The organism is Ruminococcus flavefaciens, from assembly GCF_900116855.1.
GTDB lineage: Bacteria > Bacillota > Clostridia > Oscillospirales > Ruminococcaceae > Ruminococcus > Ruminococcus flavefaciens_R.
In genome coordinates this window covers 269455-291042 of record NZ_UETD01000003.1, presented here as the reverse complement: position 1 = coordinate 291042, position 21588 = coordinate 269455, and the positions used below count along the sequence as shown (strand labels likewise).

16 protein-coding genes are annotated in these 21588 nt (G+C 49.2%); 6 read left to right on the top strand and 10 right to left on the bottom strand.

The genetic code is table 11. The features are described 5' to 3' along the window. Nucleotides 1-444 precede the first annotated feature (444 nt). The 8 genes from DSZ37_RS03695 to DSZ37_RS03660 all read right to left on the bottom strand — a co-directional run bounded on the left by DSZ37_RS03695 (nt 445) and on the right by DSZ37_RS03660 (nt 14414). Nucleotides 445-6129 (bottom strand): Ig-like domain-containing protein, encoded by a 5685-nt coding sequence (locus tag DSZ37_RS03695; RefSeq protein ID WP_109725615.1) that lies wholly within the window; start codon nt 6127-6129, stop codon nt 445-447. Between the two features lie 6 nt (nt 6130-6135). Beyond that, nucleotides 6136-7077, bottom strand: coding sequence for a hypothetical protein (locus DSZ37_RS03690; protein WP_109725614.1), 942 nt, complete (start codon nt 7075-7077; stop codon nt 6136-6138). Next, a complete protein-coding gene (locus tag DSZ37_RS03685; RefSeq protein WP_109725613.1) occupies nt 7074-7475 on the bottom strand; it encodes a hypothetical protein in 402 nt (133 codons plus the stop codon). The genes DSZ37_RS03690 and DSZ37_RS03685 overlap by 4 nt, the downstream gene beginning before the upstream one ends. A gap of 11 nt (nt 7476-7486) precedes the next feature. After that, nucleotides 7487-9187: a serine/threonine-protein kinase gene (locus tag DSZ37_RS03680; protein WP_164168863.1), complete on the bottom strand. Its 1701-nt coding sequence runs from the start codon at nt 9185-9187 to the stop codon at nt 7487-7489. 16 nt (nt 9188-9203) lie between these two features. After that, a complete protein-coding gene (locus tag DSZ37_RS03675) occupies nt 9204-9983 on the bottom strand; it encodes a PP2C family protein-serine/threonine phosphatase (protein ID WP_109725611.1) in 780 nt (259 codons plus the stop codon). A gap of 12 nt (nt 9984-9995) precedes the next feature. Beyond that, a complete protein-coding gene (locus DSZ37_RS03670) occupies nt 9996-11354 on the bottom strand; it encodes an FHA domain-containing protein (protein WP_164168861.1) in 1359 nt (452 codons plus the stop codon). Between the two features lie 260 nt (nt 11355-11614). Further along, a complete protein-coding gene (locus DSZ37_RS03665) occupies nt 11615-13873 on the bottom strand; it encodes a hypothetical protein (RefSeq protein WP_109725609.1) in 2259 nt (752 codons plus the stop codon). Further along, complete coding sequence (locus DSZ37_RS03660) at nt 13860-14414, bottom strand: RNA polymerase sigma factor (protein ID WP_109725608.1); 555 nt, start codon at nt 14412-14414, stop codon at nt 13860-13862. The genes DSZ37_RS03665 and DSZ37_RS03660 overlap by 14 nt, the downstream gene beginning before the upstream one ends. A gap of 387 nt (nt 14415-14801) precedes the next feature. On the opposite strand from DSZ37_RS03660, the gene DSZ37_RS03655 reads away from it, so the two are divergent. Together DSZ37_RS03655 and DSZ37_RS03650 are read left to right on the top strand one after the other, a co-directional pair. Further along, the gene (locus DSZ37_RS03655; protein ID WP_109725607.1) at nt 14802-15344 is read left to right on the top strand and encodes a GNAT family N-acetyltransferase; all 543 of its coding nucleotides are present in this window, start codon (nt 14802-14804) and stop codon (nt 15342-15344) included. Nucleotides 15345-15357: 13 nt separating this feature from the next. Beyond that, nucleotides 15358-15906, top strand: coding sequence for a GNAT family N-acetyltransferase (locus tag DSZ37_RS03650; RefSeq protein ID WP_109725606.1), 549 nt, complete (start codon nt 15358-15360; stop codon nt 15904-15906). A gap of 53 nt (nt 15907-15959) precedes the next feature. Here DSZ37_RS03650 and DSZ37_RS03645 read toward each other — a convergent pair whose 3' ends face one another. Beyond that, nucleotides 15960-16433, bottom strand: a complete 474-nt coding sequence (locus tag DSZ37_RS03645) for an AAA family ATPase (protein ID WP_109725605.1) — start codon at nt 16431-16433, stop codon at nt 15960-15962. Next, complete coding sequence (locus tag DSZ37_RS03640) at nt 16434-16862, bottom strand: GNAT family N-acetyltransferase (protein WP_181380226.1); 429 nt, start codon at nt 16860-16862, stop codon at nt 16434-16436. 103 nt (nt 16863-16965) lie between these two features. Here DSZ37_RS03640 and DSZ37_RS17585 point away from each other — a divergent pair, with 103 nt between their 5' ends. The 4 genes from DSZ37_RS17585 (at nt 16966) to DSZ37_RS03625 (ending at nt 21340) form a co-directional block, all read left to right on the top strand. Then, nucleotides 16966-17106 carry a hypothetical protein gene (locus DSZ37_RS17585; RefSeq protein WP_181380225.1) on the top strand — a complete coding sequence of 47 codons (141 nt, stop codon included), beginning with the start codon at nt 16966-16968 and terminating at the stop codon, nt 17104-17106. A 203-nt stretch (nt 17107-17309) separates the two neighbouring features. Further along, the gene (locus DSZ37_RS03635; RefSeq protein WP_109725603.1) at nt 17310-18260 is read left to right on the top strand and encodes a M15 family metallopeptidase; all 951 of its coding nucleotides are present in this window, start codon (nt 17310-17312) and stop codon (nt 18258-18260) included. A gap of 201 nt (nt 18261-18461) precedes the next feature. Further along, nucleotides 18462-19247: an APH(3') family aminoglycoside O-phosphotransferase gene (locus tag DSZ37_RS03630; RefSeq protein ID WP_109725602.1), complete on the top strand. Its 786-nt coding sequence runs from the start codon at nt 18462-18464 to the stop codon at nt 19245-19247. Between the two features lie 167 nt (nt 19248-19414). Continuing rightward, entirely contained in the window at nt 19415-21340 is a 1926-nt protein-coding gene (locus DSZ37_RS03625) for a serpin family protein (protein ID WP_109725601.1), read from the top strand. Nucleotides 21341-21588 lie beyond the last annotated feature (248 nt).

Sequence of the window (21588 nt, the reverse complement as noted above, 5' to 3'; positions counted from 1 at the left end):
AGGGACGCGGCATAAAAGTTCCCCAGCAGCAAAGCGTTGCCGCGAAACAGGGTGCGGCGGCTCGCCGCTTATAGCATAAAATGGATAATAAAGCAAGGGACGCGGCATAAGAGTTCCCAGCAGCAAAGCGCTGCCGCGAAACAGGGGGCGGCGGCTCGCCGCTTATAGCATAAAATGGATAATAAAGCAAGTGAGGAGCAGCGATGTTGATATCCTGCAACAAAAAGACCCCCGAGCGCTATAAAAACGCTCAGGGGCATTGTGTTTTATAATGATCTGGGTTTAGAGTTGTGGTGTCGCCTTCGGCGACAATATTTAGCATTATGAGCGAAGCAAACACATTAATTCTTCATTCTCATCTTCAGCCGTTAGTAGGGCGGATATCATCCTCCCTATAACTAAGCGTCAAAGCCGCTTCCTGATGGCTAAGGGCTAAAGGCTAAATCACAGCAGTCTCTTCTTCCTTCTTCTGATAAGGAATGCACCTGCTCCTGCAAGGAGAACTGCCGCAGCTCCTGTTACCTTGACCCATGTCTTGCGGACAAGGAGCCTTGCTACGTTTGTGGTAACAAGAACGTTCTTGTATGTGTATTCTATCTCGTTATCAGCCATATCCGTCAGAACGATCTTTATATCCTGAGCACGGGAAGAATTTGGGATATCGAATACGCATTCATCATTGTCCATCCTCGATGCCGCTCTGTTTCCGTCAATGAACACCTCAACGCCCTTGAGCTCGATATTATCCGTGACAGAAAGACGGGCTGTGTAGTTCTCGCCCTTGTATGCGCGGTTATCGCTGATATTGATCGGTATACACAGGGGCTTGGTCTTGTCAACGCAGAACGTAAGCTCAGCCTGTTTCTTATCAGAGTCGCTGATATTGATATTTCCTGCCGCGTCAACAGAATGGACTGATACTGTATACCTTGCGTCACTCTCAAAGTTCTTGGCGTAGATAGTATACTTGTACTCAGACCACTCATTACCGCCGCCGACGTGCTCAACGGAGTAATCCTCCCCTTCGGTCAGCTCTATCATCTCAGAATCCTTGGTGATGAATACAGTGCTCTTATCGGAGTGCTTGTCAACGTTGTACTCTGTGAGGATAATGTCCTTTTCCTTGGAGATATACTTGTTCGCCAGCTTCTGTGTATCTTCGTCGAACTCAAATGTAGAGCCGAATCTGTTTACGGAGAAGCGGACCTGTGTTTCCAGCTGATTTTCCGCATTATCCTTGGCGCTCGCCTTTATGGTGTAGATGTCATCGTAGTTCTTTCGTGCCGGGAAATTGTCAAAGACGTAATCCAGTCCCTCAGAGGTCTCAACGAACTCGCCGTCATAGGGAAGGTTCTTTCCGCGCTTTGCGCCCTCAAGGGTGATCTTTATGCTGTCTCTGTCGAGGTTGGTGTCGTTGAAGCGGATACGCGGTCTGATCTCATCACCGCCGTTAGCCTTTTCCACCTCTCCGATAGCGATCTTGGGGGCGGTGGTGTCTATGCAGAATCGGCTGCTGTAAGAATCGAGGGTATTGCCTGCCATATCTCTGCCCGAAACGTTCAGCGAGTATTCACCGTCCCTGTCGAACCTTATGGAAGCCACATGGTCCTTGCCCACAGCGGTCCAGTCCGACATTTTCGGGAAGCCCTCTGCGCTTCCGTTGAGAGTTCCCGAAACATTTATCCTCGAAGGATCGAAGTTATCATCGGTAATTCTCAGGGTCATGGTCATATTGTCATGGTAGTAGTGGTCATTCTCTATGCTCTTGTCAATGCCGACATTGAGCGTGGGAGCTGTCTTGTCGATGGTGAAGGTCTCGGAGGTGAACTCGTTTGAAGCTCTGCCTGCAAGGTCTGTACACTTTACGACAAGGTTGTATACACCGTCGTCTTCAAAGTCGATGGGAGCGCTGTACTGTGCTGTATCTGTGCCTGCGGTACCGCCTGTGAGCTCCCATCTGAGAGTCCTTTCGGCGCCGTTCACAGTGACATTTACCAGACTTTCGCTGAAGTTGCGCTCGGTAACGGTAACGACTGCCCTTCTTGATGAGCGGTAGATATTCTTGTGATCCTGATCTCCGCCGTTATTCTGATCGGCAAAGACCACGTCCACTCTCGGATCGGTCTTGTCTATGCTGAACTCTGCCTCAACAGCATTATCGCTGCCGTGACCTGCATTGTCCGAATATCCGAGAACAACGCTGCTGCCGTTGCTGTTTCCGCTGAAACGCATTGAGCCTGTCATGCCGTTTACAAGGTTATAGTATGTGCTGTCGGCATTCCAGACTGCATTTCCGCTGCCAAAGCTTCCGTCTCTGTTGATCGTAACTGTATCGCCGCTGCCTACAGAGGGAGTTACGGTTATGGAGCTCAGTCCGGAATATCCGTCCGTTACTGCGAACCTTATGTCGATATCCTCGCTGTACAGCGGTCTGTTGTTATTATCTCTGTGAGTGGTTTGAGGCAGTATCACTGAAGCGGATGCATTCATTTCATGCTGACCGCTGCTCTCTGTAATGATGCCGTAGGTCTCGATAGTATCGGAGTTTCTCAGTACATTGCTCTCTGCACACACTGTGACGGTTCCACGGAAATCCACAGGAATAGCCGCTGTCCACTCTCTTGTGCCTGTTTTTTCAACAGCTGCCTCACCGTACTTAGAGCCATCTGTATTCCTGAGAGTCACTGTAAGTGACTTGATTCCCGAAAGCGGCACCCTGCCGCCTACTGCGATACGCAAACGGGTCTCGTCTGCCGAGAACACCGAGAACTTCACGCCGCCTTCATTATTGATAATATTTTCATCTCCGAAGTAAACGCCCTCGATGGTGGGGTCCTCCAGATCAAGGAATACCTTCTGCTCGTGTTCGGAGCTTTCAAGTCCTGCCAGATCCACAGCTCTGAATTTAACGGAGATACCGCCGCTGTCCGCAGAGTCGGTATCATAGCTTCCGTCGTCTCTCCTGCCAAGTCTGTAATAGCCTGTTCCGAGAGGGATGATATAACTCTCATCCGTGCTGCTTCTGAGGTATGCATTGAAGCTGTCCTCCGCAGTATCCTCCTCAAAGGAGATATAGTACTCTCCCCTTCCAAGCGCCTCTGCGCTTATATCCGAGGAAGAAAGCCTCAGCTCGGTAGTTCTGCCGTTGATACTTATAATGAGCTTGTTCAGACCCGAACACACATCGGGATTGGGATCGAGAGCTCTGAGCTGTATCTTTACATCGCTGTACGCTCCGTACCAGACCTTGTTTCCGTCACCTTTCCGGCGCTTATCCTCGTCCGAGATATCGCTGATATTCGCCTCGGGAATAGCCGAGTCGATGATAATGCGGAATTTCTCGCCCGCGTCCATACTGCTGAGCTCTCCGGCATTGCCGAGTCTGTCCTTTGCATATATGCTGATATCCGACACAAGATTCCTGCCGTTTATATCGTTTGCGCTGACGATGTCTCTGTACTCTCCGTCAGCGAATATCATGCCGTGAGTCTCCTCACCCAGCTTCCACATTACGGAATCAACACCGATACCGCTTATGTCGCCGCCTTCACCGCTGATGTCGTCAGTGACGGAGACAGAGATACCGCTTCCGTCCCTGAGGATATACTCCTTTACTCCGTCAGTTCCCTGTCTCTCAACAGCATTGCTTACGTTTATGCTGCTGCCGCTGATAGTGGGAGCTGCGCCGTCGTAGTTTATGTATATCCTGTCCGATCTTTCGTCTGCACTTCCCTCATTGCCGCTGTTGTCCACAGCAAAAACGGGCATCTCCTCAGAGAAAATGCTGTTCTTATACGCCTCGGAGGCATTCAGAGTAATGATGAACTTCTGGTTTTCCTCGTCAAATGACAGCACAGGCACCGACTTATAGCTGCTCTCAGCCCTTGCAACAGCATTTCTGTAGCTGTCAGCAGCTGACTTGAACTCTGATATTTCCTTTGCCGCTGCGTCATAAGCCTTCTGAGCATTTGTGATCTTCTTGTCTATCGAGCCGCCCGTGGTCTCAAGCTTTTCGAGAAGGACAGCATCTCTCTCCTCAGCTTCCTTTGCCAGCTCCAGCTCGCGTTCTGTCTCAAAATCGTTCTTTTCCTTTTTGAGAGCCTTCAGCTTGGTATCAAGGTCAGCAAGCTCGGGGCTGAGCTTTTTTTCGACCTCATCACAGATGCCTTCCCTGAGAAGCTTCTTATAGTAGTAATAACTGTCGCCCTGCTCCCCTGTTATCACACCAAGCTCCGCAAGATCGGTATTCTTGAGGAGTTCAACTGCTTTCTTTTCAGCAGTCAGTATCTCACTGTTCTCGATATATCCGCTGAGTGCATCGGCAGTCTCCCAGCCGCCCTCGGGTCTGTCAAATCTGTGATCTCCAACGATAACAGAGCGTATCTCCTGCTTATTTACCGTAGGAGCGTTGATATACTTGTCGTATACCTCACGCACCGACTCCGCCCTGTTCTTGTCGCCGGAATTGTCTGCAAGAGGACATTCCTCTGTATCAGTAACATCAAGTGAAACTCTCAGACCGTCCTTTCCCGTCCACTTATCGCGGTCGATGGGCTGATCAGTGTCAGCGTCCTTTGCCGCGGAGGAGGGAGCGCTCTTATCGATATAGAAGCAGATGCTTCCGTCGAGCACATTTACGACACCGTTATTCTTCCTGAGGATATCCTTTACAAGGAAGAAATGCAGGTCATTCATAACATTGGTGTTTACGATGAATTTCTTATTGTTGCTGTCGATCAGATACTTTCCGTAATTGGAACCGTCCGCGCTGCTGCCGCCGAAATAGTCATATACGATGACACTGTCTCCGAACTCGGGAGGAAATGTCATAAGTGTGCTGCTCGGGAAGCTGTCAATGGTATAGCAGTGATCGCTTCTCTTTGTGATATCCGTCTCGGGCTCATAGTCATAATCCCCGTATCGGTCGAACTTCCTGTATGTGAGGGTTATGGTATTGTTGCCGTCCTTTGCGGGAATGCTGAAAAACCTGTTGCCTGCGACGATATCATCGTACATAGTGCTTTCGTTTACGGTTTCGGTCCCGCCGTATTCGTACTCAGCAAGGTAGTAATTGCCGTCCTCAAGATAGGGAACTCGGAAGCAGGCATCTGATCCCGCACCTGTTACGTCAAAAGTCCTGCTTATGCCTGAGCGCTCCTCGTCATCTTCAAAATTGAAAACAACATTAACGTGTTTCGGAACGATGCTGACTCTTATATCAGCGTTGTTCCTGAATCCCATAGCTTCATTGGCAAGCACATTCGAGAAGCTGAACCAGCCGTTGGCAGTGCTGCGGGTGAAGCTGTCTTCTCCGCAGTAAACCGTCATTCTGACAGCTGAGAGCGAACCCAGCATGATAGAGCCGGCTTCCTTCCACTTGAAGGACGAACCCGAATGATAATATTTTCCGTTCATGAAGATAGAGATATCTTCTCCGCCGGTATTTATGGTAAATCTTCTGGGCGCCACATCAAATCCAAGGCTGTCGGAAACAGCAATGGTGTAGGTCTCCTCATCGGTATTCTCATTTTTCTTCTGAAGGTTTATATTGCCGTTTACAGCTATGGTCTGAGGCGCGGTGTCTCCGCCGATGACGTAGTTGTTCTTTGGGGTCACATAAAACTCGCCGCCGATGAGACAGTAGCTTCCCTCAACAAGCCCCGAGAACTCCACCTCATTCTCAAAGGCTTCCCTGCCGTTTATGACAGCATAGGTCTCCAGAACTATGTTATTATCGCCCAGCTCGGCTTCCTTTCCGGTATTTCTCTTGTAGATATACTCGCCGACAGCCATTTTATCGTTGCTCGGCTCTGCGCCGTATGCTGCTGTTATGGTACCTGTGGCGTTCCAGTCCTCATAGCTGTGTCTTACATCAGGTCCGAACAGCTTGTATACAAGCTGAGCGTAGTCCGCTTTGCTGACAGTATGATTGACGAAGGTAACGGTATACTCCTCCGTCTGCATATCGGGCTCATTTTCCTCCTGAGCCGCTGTGGGGTGCATATCGGCAGTGGGCATAACTGCCGCAGCTGCCTCCGCGGCAGGCAGACTGTAAAGCGTATGCGACACGAACAAAAGAGCTGCCGCAAAAGCTATTTTTTTCCTGAAATCAAAGATGCCGTTATTCATCCCGATCTACCTCCTTTTTCTCGAGACCAGACCTACAGCCGCCGCTGCCGCGATGACAGCCGCAGCAATAACGGGAAAGGGCAGTCCGCCCCTTTTTCTTGTTTCGGTCTCGCCCGGTATGGCGTTTGTGGTCGAAGAAGCTTCCGCAGAAGCTGATGTTTTTATTGTGGTTGACTCAGCAGTAGTTGTCGCTGCTGATGAAGAAACGGTCGTGGTCACAGATGCAGAAGCGGTAACAGCCGAAGTCACAGCAGCAGCCGTAGTGACAAGACTGTCCGTATTCTCCTGCGGAGAGCCGCTTTCCTCTGCTTCTGTGTCCTGTGAGGGCTGAGACCTCTGTATATCTCCGTTATCGGCAGGTCTTTCCTCCTGCACATTGACGGGAGCAGCCGCATTTCCGACTGTGATGCCGCCGCCCTCCAGAAGTGAAAAGCATTCGGCACCGAACTCCGCGTCCATATCATTGTATGTGAATATCTTCATATTGAAGTTTCCGCCGCTCTCAGCGAATGAAGCGCCGTACCAGCCGTCAGGGACGTTTCCGTCAACTCTTATCCTGAGCCTTCCTATCTCGCCGTCATCGGTGAACCTATGTCTCTTCGGCACCTCGAAGCAGGCTGAAAGCATTCTTCCCGAATCGTCACAGCGGTACATATTTACGCCTGCAAAACCGTCGGCAGTAAGAGATACATCCACTTCATCGTCGAACCTCAGTCCCTCGTCCAGAACGATTATCATATTCAGCGAGGTAAAACCCGGATTGTTGCTGATGTATATGGGTATCTCCACAAGGTCGTTCTCAGCCAGAGAAGCCCTGTCCACCTCGGCGCTGCCAAGTGAAAGCCCGATCCCCGAGGGAGCGTCATAAGCCTGCGACTGCATGGTGCATACCGCAGCCTGACATATTATAAGTCCTGTGCAGACAGCAGCTGATCGTCCGTATCTCATCTTTTTCTGCCGCCGTTGTCGATAACGTCCACATCTGCATTTATGAGCAGTATGTTCCTGACTATCCTGAAGTCGTTCTGACCGCCCGTAGTCGTTCCGACTACTACGGTGTCACTTATATTGTCCTTGGGTTTATGTCCCACAACGACGGTGATAATATCCCCGTCCTTGTTATCGTCGATGTTCTCATCAGCAAATATCTCGTCCGAGACCCTCATTGACCTGCTGACAGATTGCGTCTGCAAGCCTTTCTCGGCAGTAACGCCCTTTGAGGTGAACTCCGAGACCAGATTTGATATGACTCTGAATCTTATTGTGATTATGACTGCGATAAGGAGCAGCACAAGTCCGATACCGAGAGATATCTGTGATATCAGCTGCCAGTAAAAAGAATTCATGCCGTCCCTCCTTATTCCGAGCCGTTGATGCTCTCGATGATCCTGTCATAGAAGCTGAGGATGTACTCCTTAGCCTCCGCAGCACGGTCATCGACGGCATTTATCTTCTCGGTCTTTGCTTTGATGTTGTCAAGGAAGCTCCTCTGCTCGTCATAGGAGATACCCGACTTTGCGAAATCGTTCATGTTGGTGTTTTCTAAGTTTATGAGGGTCTTGTATGTCTCGAGGATTATTATCTCCGAGCCTGCATTAGCCTCCTCTATAAGCGAATCCAGCTCATTCATGCTCGCCCAGAGATCAGCGGAGAAGTTCTTCTTGAGCAGCTCGTTCTCCTTTTTCTGGGTCTGAGAGTAGAAGTCGCCGATAGCGCAGTAAACTCTTGCTATATCGTATTTATCCGAGTCGTACTTTTTGAAGTTGTCGGTCTGAGCCTCCTTGAACCACTTTACTGCGGCGATCCTGCCGGTGGTGCTTCCGTTCTGCTTGGTGCTGTCGCCCTCGCTTCCGTAGAAATAGTAATACCAGTAGAGTATGCCCAGCTCGTAGGCTACCTCCTCATACTGCGGGTCCTTTTTCAGCTCGTTTATATTCTCGTTTATGAGAGTAAGTATCTGACCTGTCTCCTTCTCGTCGAATACCATATCCGTCTTGTAAAGCTCTATGAGCTTCAGATAGGCGTCGGCATAGGAGCCGTCGGCATTTATGACATCCTCAAAGGCAGCAGCCCTCTCGGTGTATTCGTTGGAGTTTTCGGCTCTTTCCACCAGCTTGTTGAAGTCCTCGCTCCTGCTCTTGTTTGCCATAGTCCCTGCAAAGAATGAGAAGCCGAGAAATACTGCCGCAATGCCTGCGAATATGCCCGCAGCTCTTGCGTAGGTATGGTTCTCAGCCTTGTATAGAGCGTCATAGAGCTCGTCACAGCTGGGATATCTCTTGCTCCTGTCCTCGTTGACGCACTTCTTGATTATCCTGACGAGAGCGGAGTTCATGCCCTTTCCGAATGTGAACCTCTCGGCGGAGCTTACCAGCTTTCCGTTGGCAGAGACGTTCAGGGGCTTTTTGCCCGTGAGCATATGATACAGGGTAGCGCCGATATTGAAAATATCCGTCCTCTCGTCCAGTTCCTCCTTGTTGAACTGCTCGGGGGCGGCATAGGCAGGAGTATAGGCAAAGGTACCCTGTCTTCTTTCGATAACGGAACCGAAGTCGATGAATTTGAGCTTTCCGTACTTGTCGGAGCGCTTCATATTCTCAAAATCATCGTAATTTCTTACTACCATGATATTGTCGGGCTTCATATCGCTGTGTATCATTCCGCACTTGTGTATGAACGACATTACCGAGCAGATATCCTTGGCATACCTGAGAACGGTCTTGTGGCGGAATGGGTCGTATGCAAGGAGCTTTTCCATGGATACGCCGTCGATGTAGTCCTGAACTATATACAAAGCCTCGGGCTTGTTGTCGATTATCTCGATGATATTGGGGAAGTAGGAGTTCTTTACGTCCTTTTCGCAGAATTCCTTGATGAGCAGTGACTCCTGCCTTGCATTATAGGCGTCGGCACCGTTGGTCTTCATGACCTCCTTTACCGCACGCTGAGCGTTGTTGGCTTTCAGGTCAACGGCTCTGTATACAACGGAGGTACCGCCCTTACCCGCAATATTGACGATCTTGTATCTGTTTTCAAGGACGAATCCTTTATTGAGCAAATAGATCTCCTCGCTTTCAGCAGAGCTTTACCATAAGAGCGGTGATGTTATCCTTTTCGCCGCCCTTGATGACCTTGTTTTTCAGCTTTTCCAGATGTCCCGACATTATCTTTTCGTCCTCGTTGATTGAGGGCTTCAGCAGGAACTGCATCTCGTCCGCTGTTATCTTCTTTCTGAAGCCGTCGGTACAGAGCATATAGCACTCATTCTCACTGTATTCTCCTATGCTGTAATCGTAGGAGGTATCGTCAAGTCCTGCTCCGATACAGTTGGTGAGCTGGTTCTGTCTTGGGTCTGTTTCAGCCATTTCGGCAGTTATTACGCCGTTTCTGACGTCCTGTGCCACTACTGAGTGGTCTGAGGTCAGTATCTTTATCTCCTCGTCGGTTATCTTATACAGCCGTGAGTCGCCGACGTGAGCGATGAGCATACGCTTCAGCTGAGGGATGATCAGTATCCCCGTAAATGTAGTCGCCATATCCGCGGAGTGCTTTTCCGCATAGGCGTTTATACTGTCGTTGAGCTCGTGGAGCCTGTCATCGACGGACTCCCTTATCTTCAGTATGGAGGCTCCCCTTCGCATAAGGTCGGCAAAGTCCTCAGCGAACCACTCGTTCATGCGCTTGCAGACATAGCCGCTTGCCTTCTCACCCGAGGAAAGTCCGCCCACGCCGTCGCAGACTGCGGCAAAGAAGATATTCTCGCCGCCGAACTCTGCCTCAGCGGCAAATAGAGAGTCCTGATTGACCTTTCTCACCGCGCCCTCGGTAGTCACATACGAAAACATATATTTCATTCACGTTCACCGTCAGTTCTCTTCGTAGAATGTATAGGATATGCCGTGATACAGGAAATTACAGCCTGAGAAGATGACAGTCTTCTCGCCTGCGGGCACATCGCTCCCCTCAACGCTGAGGGAGTTGCACGAGATGTTCTCTATGCAGATATTATGCCTGCTGCCGTTGCTCTCGCGGTCTATTACGATACCCGAAAGCTCCGCACAGGTAAAGGGATACACGAAAACGGGTATCCTCTCATTGCTTGAGCCGTTTATGAAGTAGGCTATCTTCTTGACCTTGTTCTTGGGAGGCTCCTGCTTCTTGCCTGCGGCACCGACTATGACCGTAGCCGCGTCCCCCGAGTTCACAGTGAACACAAAGGGGGCGTCATAGATGTAGATCACATCGCCGCTGGTGATGGTCTCCTTTGATATCCTGCGGGCATTCTCCGCAAAGTCATTTAGGAAGGTGCCGTTTGCCGAGCCTCTGTCCTCCACGAACCACTGTCCGTCCTCGAAGCCGATAGCCGCATGGACCTTTGAGACAGTGCCCTTATCAGTCAGTGAAAGGTCATTGTCGGGACGTCTGCCGATGGTGAAAGGCACATGATCTATAGGGAACTCCCTGTTGTTCTCGTCCTTGAGGTATGCAAGGCAGTCCGAGCTTCTTCTGTTTACGAGTATAGTGTGGTCGCCGTCATCGTCTGCCGGCACATCAGCACCTGCTGCTGCCGCAGGTGAAGGAGAGTCCGCAGCGGTATCAGCCGCAGGAACGGGGTCCTCCACGGGGATAGACAGCACATCATGGAGCAGAGTATAGAGCTGAGCATAGGACATACCGCCGTTCTTGGGAGTCTTGCTGTTCTGCTTGCCCATAAGGTCCTCAAGGGAAAAGCTGTACTTCTGCATTACAGTGCCGTTGGTAATGGTTATGCTGGCATTCTTGTTGAGCTTGCTGAGGAACTTGACCACGTTGGAGCACTTGTAGATATTCTCCGAGAGAGGGAGATAAGCCACAAAGACCTTCTGTCTTTCCACGTCGTAGTACACATTCTTCAGATCACTGAGCAGGAGATTGTCTGCGGAGAGCCCCTCCGTCCTTGCACAGAACTCATATATCTTCTGGAACTGGTTTATAATGCTGAAATACTTTTCCTGAGGCATGGTCTGCTTGATATACTCGGAAAGTGCCGTCATATTGCTGACATTGTATTTAAAGACGTTTCTCGTTGCGGTCTTTTCCCACCTTATGCCGAGAAAGCCAATATCCCTTTTACTGTTTATCAGCTGAAGCTGATCCTCGTCTATCCTGTCCTTCTTTTTCAGCCCTGCCTGCATAAAGGTATCACAGTTCTGATAAAGAAGCTTAGTAGTGACGCTGCCTGCCATAAATTCACCCCTTAATCCCCTGCCGAAAAACGCCGTAACACCGTGCATCGGCAGGCTTTGAAAAAAATGATCTCTCTATATTTTACAAATGCGGATGTCAAAAAATACACACACTGATATTATAGCACTTTTCACGACTTTTGTCAATAATTTGAATAAGTTTATTACAAAACAAATAGAATTTACAAAAAAATGAGCTCCCCGAAGGGAGCTCTGCTACTCAACAACTCATATTACAGCATAGGGAGGGGCAGTGCATATCAATATGCACCATTGAGCAGACCGCTCTGTATGGAAAGAGCGTCGTTTGCAGTGATGCCGCCGCCTGTCTCGCAGACATCGCCGTTGAATCTTCCCATACTTGAGAGGTTATACTTGTCGGGGTTAGCCATGGACTGCATGATGAAGATAGCATCGGCAAGGTCGGTATCACCATCGCAGTTTGCGTCACCGTTTCGTACTATTGAAGGGTCCTGTAACGTCTTTTCAAGTCTGCTCTCGATCATAACGGGCGCAGGCTGTACCCCTGCTCTTTCGCCAAACTTAGCTGCTGTGAGCTCAGCACGGTAATCTGCCATATAAGAGAGATATTCCCCGCGATTGTCATAGGGCAGCTCCTGTTCACCCAGTTTCGTGCATCTGTAAACATATATCGAGAACTGATAGATAGAAACATCGGTAAGGTCTCCGTATAAGCCGTTTCCGTTGATGTCGAGGGTGTCCGTAAAGAAGCTCCATACATCATCGGGAATGATGGACTGCTCTCTGGAGACGCTGTTTTTATAGTCATAGAGGTACATATCAGCGATGAGGATATCCTTGTAATCAAGGACGCCGTCGCCTGTTGCGTCCATAGGAGTTACCTCTCCTGACGCAACGCTTTCATAATAGTCATTGGAGTGCACGCACATATATTGCTCATCGTAGACCATCTTTTCGTCAACAGGATACATCCTGTCATAATTTCTCCTTACATAATCTCCGAAATAAATGGACTGAGCGTCGGGGTGGATCGCTGTGTAGTGATCGTTGTCAAAATATATGTCATCGGGTCTGCCGTTCTTTTCGAGAAGATATTCCGTTGCATATTCCTCAAAATCATACAGCTTCAGCTCATTGGCAAAGAAACGGTAGTCTGCCTCGCAGATCGCCCACTGCTCATCTGTTACAGATGTTTCGAGATCGGGCAGCTTCCATGCAAGAAGTCCCTCGGGGTCCTGATCGATCGGGAGGAGTGATTCTATCCATTCATGATTTCTTTTTACTCTGTTCATCTGTCCGCGCTGCTCATTAAACAGCATATATATGCAGGCATCATCGAATGTCTCCTGTCCGTCGCCGTCGATATCGAGGACTATGTCTCCCATCTCAAGGCTGTTGCTGAATACGCCGCCGCCGAGAGTGTCCTTGACAAATGACCTGAGGTACTCGATGAATGTATCGGCAAAGCCGTGGGGAATCTGTTCATAGCCCACTATTGTCTGCGCGAGTTCCTTCTCGAACATATCATCAAGCTCTTCCTGAGTATATGCCTCCTTGTCAAAGTCGGGAGAATTACATATCTCCACGATCTCGGGGTAAGCAGGACCGTATATGGGCTCGCCCTGTGTATAAGTAACGATATCGAAGTCAGCATAGTAATCCTTTGAGAGATATTCGCCCTTCGCCTTTTTCCTTGTAACAAGGTACTTCAGCAGAATATCGGAGTCGGCATGGTCAACAGAACCGCTCATGTCATAGTCCGCGATGGAGAGTATATTGTTCTCGATGGCAGGCTCCAGTTCCTTTCGGTAATCATATGCCATGAGATAGAAGCAGTCCTTTACATCAAACTGTCCGTCCATATTTATATCAATATCCGTATCCCCGTTATCCATTCCCGCAAGAATGCTGAATTCGTCATAGCTTGAAGCTGCCGCAGTCCCGGGAGAAGCTGCTGTATTGAGAGGGGCAGCAGCGTTTGCCATCATGATGAGTGAAGCCGCAAATGGTGTAAACTTTTTCATTTCAACGCTCCTTTCAAGGTAATCATCCTTGGATCTTGTAGTAGTAACTGTTGTTGCCGCAGCAGGCACAGCGGCTGTCGTCCGAGGGATGAATGACGTTGCCGCAGCTGCCGCAGGTGCTGTGGATAATCCGGTGGTCTGTGCTGCTGTATAAGCGGTTTTCGGCGCAGTTGTAAGTACTGCTGCCGATACAGCTGTCGTCACAGCCGTATCCTTCACCGATGTGAACGTAGTTATGGCCGAAGCAGTCCCGTCGGTGGTAACTGCGGAGGTTGAAACGCTGTGACTTGCGGGCGGAACAGTAGTTTCCGCAGTGATGATACCGCCGTCATCGGGAAGCTCGATATCCTTGCTGTTCATCCTGAAAACACCGAAGCCGACAAATGCAGCCGCGCATACAGACAGTGCAGCAGCAGCGCTCCGCCTCATTATAACAGCTCTGCGCCTGTCCTTAGCTATCGCTTCATCCCGACGCCTCAGTACGGTCTGAGTAACTTCATCATAATCCCGCATACGTTATCCCCTCCTTTTCCAGCTCTGCTCTGAGAGCTTTTTTTGCCTGATACAGCATATTTGTTATCTGTCGGCTGCTCTTATGCATGATGACCGCAGTTTCCGAATTTGAAAATCCCTCGATATAAATCAGGCATATGACCTGACGGTATTCATATTTCAGTTTCTGCATCAGCCTGTGAATGATCGCCTTACGCTCCTCGAGCAGATAGTCCTTTTCGATATCCTGATCCGATCTCAGATCATAACACTCATCCACAGAAACTGTCGCAGTACGTTTTCGCTTTCTCAGGTAGTCGATAGCAAGATTTCTTGCAATGGCATAGAGCCATGTCCTGAAGGAGCTTTTGCCTGAATATTTAGGTTTTTTGTACGCCAGTCTGAAGAAGGTCTCTTCCATGAGCTCTTCCGCATCAAAAATATCGTTGGTAAAACTGTTGAGGAAAAAGGTAAGACCGTCCTTGTATTCTCGGACGAGATCACCCATAGCCGAATCATCGCCGGCAAGATAACGGTCGTAGCTACCTGAACCATTATCCATAGACAAGGCTCCTTTCCGGAAATTTTTGCCTTTCAGTATATTAGACGTAAGCTTTCTGAAAATGTCTTAGAAAAAAACAAAGTTTTTAGTGGTCAGTACTCAGGGCTTAGCAGCGGCAGGTATTAACCGCCTGTGTCTCATGTCACAAATGTCAGAGACCATTGCAGGGAACGCCGCAAAGCTATTTTATGCAAAAGTTTTTACGCCGCATTTCTTGCTATTTTCACACTTATATGCTATAATGAATGTAGAACATTCATTATAAATTATCTGAAAGCCCTTGCAGATGCGCAGATCAGAGATCTGCTCCCTGCAATCGGGAAATTATAGCATAACGCTTCGCTTATATGCTATAATATAAACAACATAACCAAAGGAGAGGTGACCATGCACCACTGCGGCACTCTGACCATTGATACGCCAAGACTTCTGCTTCGCCGATTTGAAGCAGGCGACCTCATGGATATGCTGGGGAACTGGGCTTCCGATCCTGCTGTACAGACCGAATACGGCGAGCCTGTGTACTCCACCGCACAGGAGGCGGAGGGGCTTCTCAACAGGTATATCGTGGGTTACAGCTCCGACAGCTTCTACCGCTGGGCAGTCATCGAAAAGGACAGCGGACGCAATATCGGTCAGATAGCCTTCTGCCGCGTTTACGAGGAGCTCCGCACCGCCGAGATAGAGTACTGTATCGGCACAGCCTTTCAGGGCAGAGGCTATGCGGGTGAGGCTCTCTCCGCAGTAATCGGCAATATCTTCGCAAACACGGATTTTCAGCGGCTGGAAGCCTATCACCGTGCCGAGAACACCAAGTCGGGACGGGTGCTTGAAAAGTCCGCAATGCATATAACAGATAATGTTGAACGCTTCCGACAGCAGGGCATTACTCCCGAGGGAGAGGTGTGCTACTGCATAGAGAGAAGCTGAAAGGAGGAACGCCATGAAACTGAATTTCACCAAGCTGAAGCCAAATTCTCCCGATTTCCGCAAAGTAAAGCAGCTTTACATGAGAGCATTCCCCGATGACGAGAGAGCACCTTTCCTTATGCTGGTGCTCAAAGCCAAGAAAAAGGGCGTGGATTTCTGGAGCATCAGCTGCGACGGTCAGTGGGCAGGTATGCTCTATATCGTCAACCACCGCGACCTTTCCTATGTTTTCTACCTTGCAGTCTCGGAGGAGCTGAGAGGCAGAGGTATCGGCAGCGCCATACTCAGGTCCGCACAGAAGATATACAAGGACCGCAGGCTGTTCCTCGCCATTGAGGAGCTTGACGAGAACGCCGAGAACTACAGCCAGCGCGTCAGCCGCAGGAACTTCTATATCCGCAGCGGCTTTGAGGAGCTTCACCGCAAGCTCCGCGAGGGCAATGTCGTATACGATATCCTTGGCGTAGGCGGCGATGTGAAGGCTTCCGAGTACAAGGCGCTGATGAACGGCTACGCAGGCAGTATCCTGTCAAAGCTTTTCACCATGGAATTTGTGGACTGATATGTAAACAAAGCGCCCCTGAGTGTCAGACGAAAACGCTCGGGGGCGTATATTTATACATAGAGATCTACCTCGTCCGTATCGGGAGCTTCAAATATATTGGCAAACTTACGCGCCAGTCCCTCGTCGATGAAGTAGGCGTCGCTCCTGCCTGCGGCTACCTCAGCATTGCGCTTGTCCACACGACGCTGCCACTCCTCATCGTCAACGGTGATGAAGTGTATCTCGTTTGCAATACCCCGTGAACGGTAGAACTCCCTTGCGAAGTCCCTGCCCTGACGGGTCCAGAAGCCCCAGTCAAGGATAACGTCGGTGCCTGCGGATACTATCTCCGCCGATTTTTTATAAAGGTACTGCTCGGTGCGGCGGACGTATTCATCGTGACGGCCTCCCGTATCGCTGCCGAAAATGTCCAGCATGAGCTCGTCTATGGAGAGAATGACCGCTCCCAGTTGGTCTTTCAGTTTCTGCGCATAGGTGCTCTTTCCCGAGCATATCCTGCCGCAGGTCATTATGACTTTAGCCATTTATTTCTCCTTCCGTATCAGCTTGGTAAATCCCGGGCCGCTGTGCTCGTGGGGATGGGCTGTATAGCCGCACTTACGGTAAAACTCCTCCTTATCCTTTGCACTGATAAGCTGGAAACGACACTCCCAGCCCTCCTCCAGCTCCCCGCGGATGTAGTCCTCGATATGGCACATGAGCTCCCTGCCCACGCCCTTTCCCTGATATTCGGGAGCGACTATGAGGTCCTTGAGAAAGAACGCCATGCCGCCGTCACCGATAAGTCTTGCCATAGCTATGACCTTGTCCTCGTCCGTAACTGAAAAGGTAACGTAGCTGTTTTTCAGTGACTTCTCCACCAGTCTGCGGTCGGGCTCTCCCCAGCCTGCGGAGCTGAAAAGCTTTATATAATCATCTGCGCTGAGTTTGTCGTGAATAATTCTGTATCCCATATAACCCATCTCCTTTTTCTAAAGTATACCACATAAACGCTGTTTTTTCAATATAACATGAGCTTTTTGTACAAATACCGCGCCCCCCTGTTTTTGTGCAAAAATGGCTTTGAAAAGGTCTGCGGAAAAGAGCCGCACCAGCCACAGGATAGACTCCGAAGAGGAACAGCCCGACGGAGCTATAATACTCCGCGTCCGCAAGGAATACAACAATTCCGCTTCCGTGGGAGACTATTTTGACTGATATCACCGAAAAAGCCGCGTAAAGCGGCTTTTTTTCTTGACAATATAGCTGTTGAAATATCCGACGGAAAGTGATATAATACTAACATAAGGAACAAATTTCGTTAAAATAAAATAATATTTTTCATAGTGTGACACTATTAAGTCTTCGTCCGATTACTATATTGAAAGCACAAACCCGTATATAAAAAGGAGAAGGGAAAAATGAAAAGGAATATCAGCATCGCAGCAGCTGCTCTGACAGCTGTATTATCGTTCACAGCCTGCGGCAGAGTCACAGGCACCAATGAAGAGCTCTCTGCTCTCCCCGTTGTTACCACAAACACAGCTTCCTCTGTGGCAGCTTCCACAACTACAGCTGCTCCCTCGGCAGTTACTGCCACAACTTCGGCAGCTGAAGGAAGCTCTGAGGAAACCACCGCAGCAGCTCCCGATGCTGCAAATACAGAGTCCACAACAGCCGCAAGCGTTGCTGCAGGCGGCGGCGACCAGAGCAGCAACTCAGGCAGCGCAGGCAGCAGCAACTCAGGCAGCAGCAGCGGAAGCGGCAGCACACAGCAGTCCGCACCTGCCAGCCGCGATCACGCTCCTTCACCCGAGGATTACAACTACGGACCTGCTCCCACACAGTACAGCAACGACGGTCTCACATACATACAGGGCGTACTCATCGCCAACAAGAGCTACAGTCTCCCTGCTGACTTCAATCCCGGACTTGACCCCACCTGCCAGAACCAGTTCTACAAGCTCCAGAGCGATGCAGCAGCACAGGGTCTGAACATATGGCTCTCATCGGGCTTCCGTTCATATGACTACCAGAACCAGATATACAACAATTATGTTGCCCGCGACGGACAAGCTGCGGCAGACACATACTCCGCACGCCCGGGTCACTCCGAGCACCAGTCGGGTCTTGCTATCGACGTAAACCAGATAGACGACTCATTCATCGGTACTCCCGAGGCTATCTGGCTTGAGAACCACTGCCATGAGTACGGATTTATCCTCCGCTATCCTCAGGGCAAGCAGGACATCACAGGCTATAAGTACGAGTCATGGCACATCCGCTATGTCGGCACGGATATGTCCTATCCCATCCACGACAGCGGACTCACTCTTGAGGAGTACTTCGGCATCGACTCATACTATCATTAATTAAGCCGCTTATATACGGTAACATAACAGTCAGAGCGTTCCCGCGGGAGCGCTCTTTTTATTTTTTGAAAAATTTTTTCATTTTTGTAAGAGTTTTCTGTTTTTTTGGCGTCTAATATTATATAAAGTATTTTTTATTATGAATAATAAGCTTGGAAACGTCCGCCATCTGTGCTATAATAATCAAAAAGGAGGTATGAGATGTATTTACCGCATAACATAGCAGAGCTGGTCGGCGGACTGAGCTTTGATGAAAATACTGTCGGTATGTCCGACTCAAGGGTGTTCACCTTCCCCGATATGGTGCTGAAGGTGGAAAAGCACAGTTCCGAATCAGAACAAGTGCATAAAATGATGAAATGGCTTCAGGGAAAGCTCCCCATACCGAGGATACTCGGCACCGCAAGCGAAAACGGCACGGACTATCTCCTCATGTCAAAGGCTGAGGGACAGATGTCCTGCGCCGAGGAGTATATGCTCCGCCCCCAACTGCTGACGGATATAATGGCAGAGGCTCTCAGGCTTCTCTGGAGCGTCGATATCTCGGACTGCCCCTGCTCAAACAGTGCTCAGCGCAGGCTTCAGCTTGCGGAGTACCGCATGGAGAACGGTCTTGTTGACACTGAGGAGTGCGATCCCGATACCTTCGGGAAAAACGGTTTCAGGGACCCCCGTCAGCTTCTTGAGTGGCTGAAGGAGAATATTCCCGAGGAGGAGAGCGTACTGTCACACGGAGACCTGTGTCTGCCAAATGTGTTTGTGAAGGACGGCAAACTGAGCTGCTTCATTGACTTGGGACGCTGCGGCGTCGGCGATAAGTGGAACGACATCGCCATTCTCTGCCGCAGTCTCGGAAGCAATTTCCGCGGAGAATACGGCGGAAAAGTCTACAACGGGTACAGCGAGGATATGCTCTTTGAGCGCCTCGGCATTGCTCCCGACAGGAAGAAAATGGAGTTTTTTCGTCTTCTTGACGAGCTTTTCTGAGATAACGGCTTTCGTCATTTTCACCAAAAGCGCGGCATTATCGGCACTTTTTACTCATTTTACGGCCATTATCCGCAGTTTTTGTTGACAATGCAATAAGGAAGCATTATACTGTTATTATGGATAACTGTCAATCATTATACGTTTCAGCGAAAGGAGTAATCACTATGGAAAACATGAAGAAACTGACCAAGGTCACCGCAGGCGTGATGAGTTTTGCACTTGCTCTCAGCGCAGTCGGTACCGTACCATTCAGCAGCCCGAAAGACAGCGCATCAGCCGCATCTGACTTTCATGTGTTTGAATATGAGATAAAGGACCTGCTGATCAGTCATGCCGACGATTACGGGATCGAAGGTCTTGTGAAGGAGCCTCAGTCGCCATGGTATGTATACGATTATGCTTATATCAGGGATTTTCAATATGAATCCTTCAGCATCGGCGATGGCCGTTGGGGAGATCCGGAAGAGATCCGTCAAAGAAATATCGATCTCATGGATCAGGTGGATGAAAACTCGGTAGTAACTCTGAAGTTCACCTCGTTTGATTATTACCCAGAGTTAATGGAAGAGAACTCAAACAACAGATCCCAAAACACAAGGGACTATTCCATCTACGAGATAACAGGTCTTAAATCCGCAAATATCCACTACTACGGCGATATCAACGACGACGGTGTCATCGACAGCTTCGATGTTATCATGTACAGAAAGGCTCTCACAGACAAGCTGGCTGAGCCGCTTACCGATAGTCAGTTCGACAATGCAGATATCAACAAAGACCTCGAGATCGATGAGGATGACCTCCATGAGGTCATCGACTTCACTCTCGGCAAGACAAAGGAATTCAACAGTGCTTCTGCCATTGGAAGTATCCGCCTTGACAATACCGTAGATGTTCTGGCTTCCGAAGGACAGGCTTCGGATGAGGCTTTCGCAAAGGCTGAAATGAATCTCGGCGTGAATATCCTCAAGAAGTCATTTGATCCCACAAATAAGCCCGACGAGAACTTCCTTATCTCACCTGTTTCCATCTCTACTGCCCTTGCTATGACTGCAAACGGTGCTGACGGCAATACCCGCGATCAGATGGAGCAGCTTCTGGGAAGCGGTCTCACTCTTGACCAGCTCAACGAGTACATGGCTTACTATAAGAACAACCTCCCCGACGAGAAGAAGGAGAAGCTCTATCTTGCCAACTCCATCTGGTTCAGAGACGATCCCACGCTCAAGGTACATGACAGCTTCCTTGAGACAAACAAGAAGTTCTATGACTCCGAGATATACAAGACTCCCTTTGATGATACCACTGTTGACGATATAAACAGCTGGGTAAACCAAAACACCAGAAGCATGATACCCAAGCTCCTGAACCACGGCGACCTTGACGAAAAGAATGATGTAAAGCCAATGATGACGCTTATCAACACTCTCTATTTCGAGGCTGAATGGGATAAGATTTATGAGGATTTCCAGGTATACGATGACAAGTTCACAAACTTCAAAGGCGAGGAGAATGACATCGAGCTCATGAGCAGCATGGAACAGTATTACTATGACTTAGGTGATGCCGATGCATTCAGAAAGTACTACAAGAACAAGAATTACAGCTTTGTAGGTATACTTCCCAAGGAGAACGACATCGAAAGCTACGTTGATAATCTTGATGCTGACAAGCTCCTCGAGGGACTCAGTGAATACGAAGACCCCGAGAGTGTCGATCTTTATGTTAAGATACCCAAGTTCAAGTACAATTACGAGTCAAAGCTCAAGGATGTACTTATAGACCTTGGTATGGGAGATGCATTTGATGATTACAAGGCTGACTTCTCAAAGATCAACGATCTCTCTGTAGACGACGCAGCAAAGCTCTATATCGGTGATGTTCTTCACAAGACAAGGATAGAGATGGCAGAAAAAGGCACAAAGGCAGCCGCAGTTACTGCTGTTATGATGATAGCAGCTTCTGCCCCACAGCCTCAGCCGAAGAAAGAAATACACATCGAACTTGACAGACCCTTTGTTTACATGATACTTGACAAGAATGATGTTCCCGTATTCATTGGTGTAGCAACAGATCTGAAAGCAAACTGAATAAATACAATGCCGTCGGTACCACATATGCCGACGGCATTTTTTACATAATGAGAGGGACATCGTTCCCGCATGAGCCAACGGACGCCCCATGGGCGTCCATACAATGCACTAACAACTGATTACTTTTTTACTTGCATTGCATGGAAAAAAGCTGTATAATATAATTAAAATAAAAAAATAATTCTGAGGCTGTTACGGTTCGGGCATAAGTACAGAATAGATATTATGAAAGCCGATGACGCGTC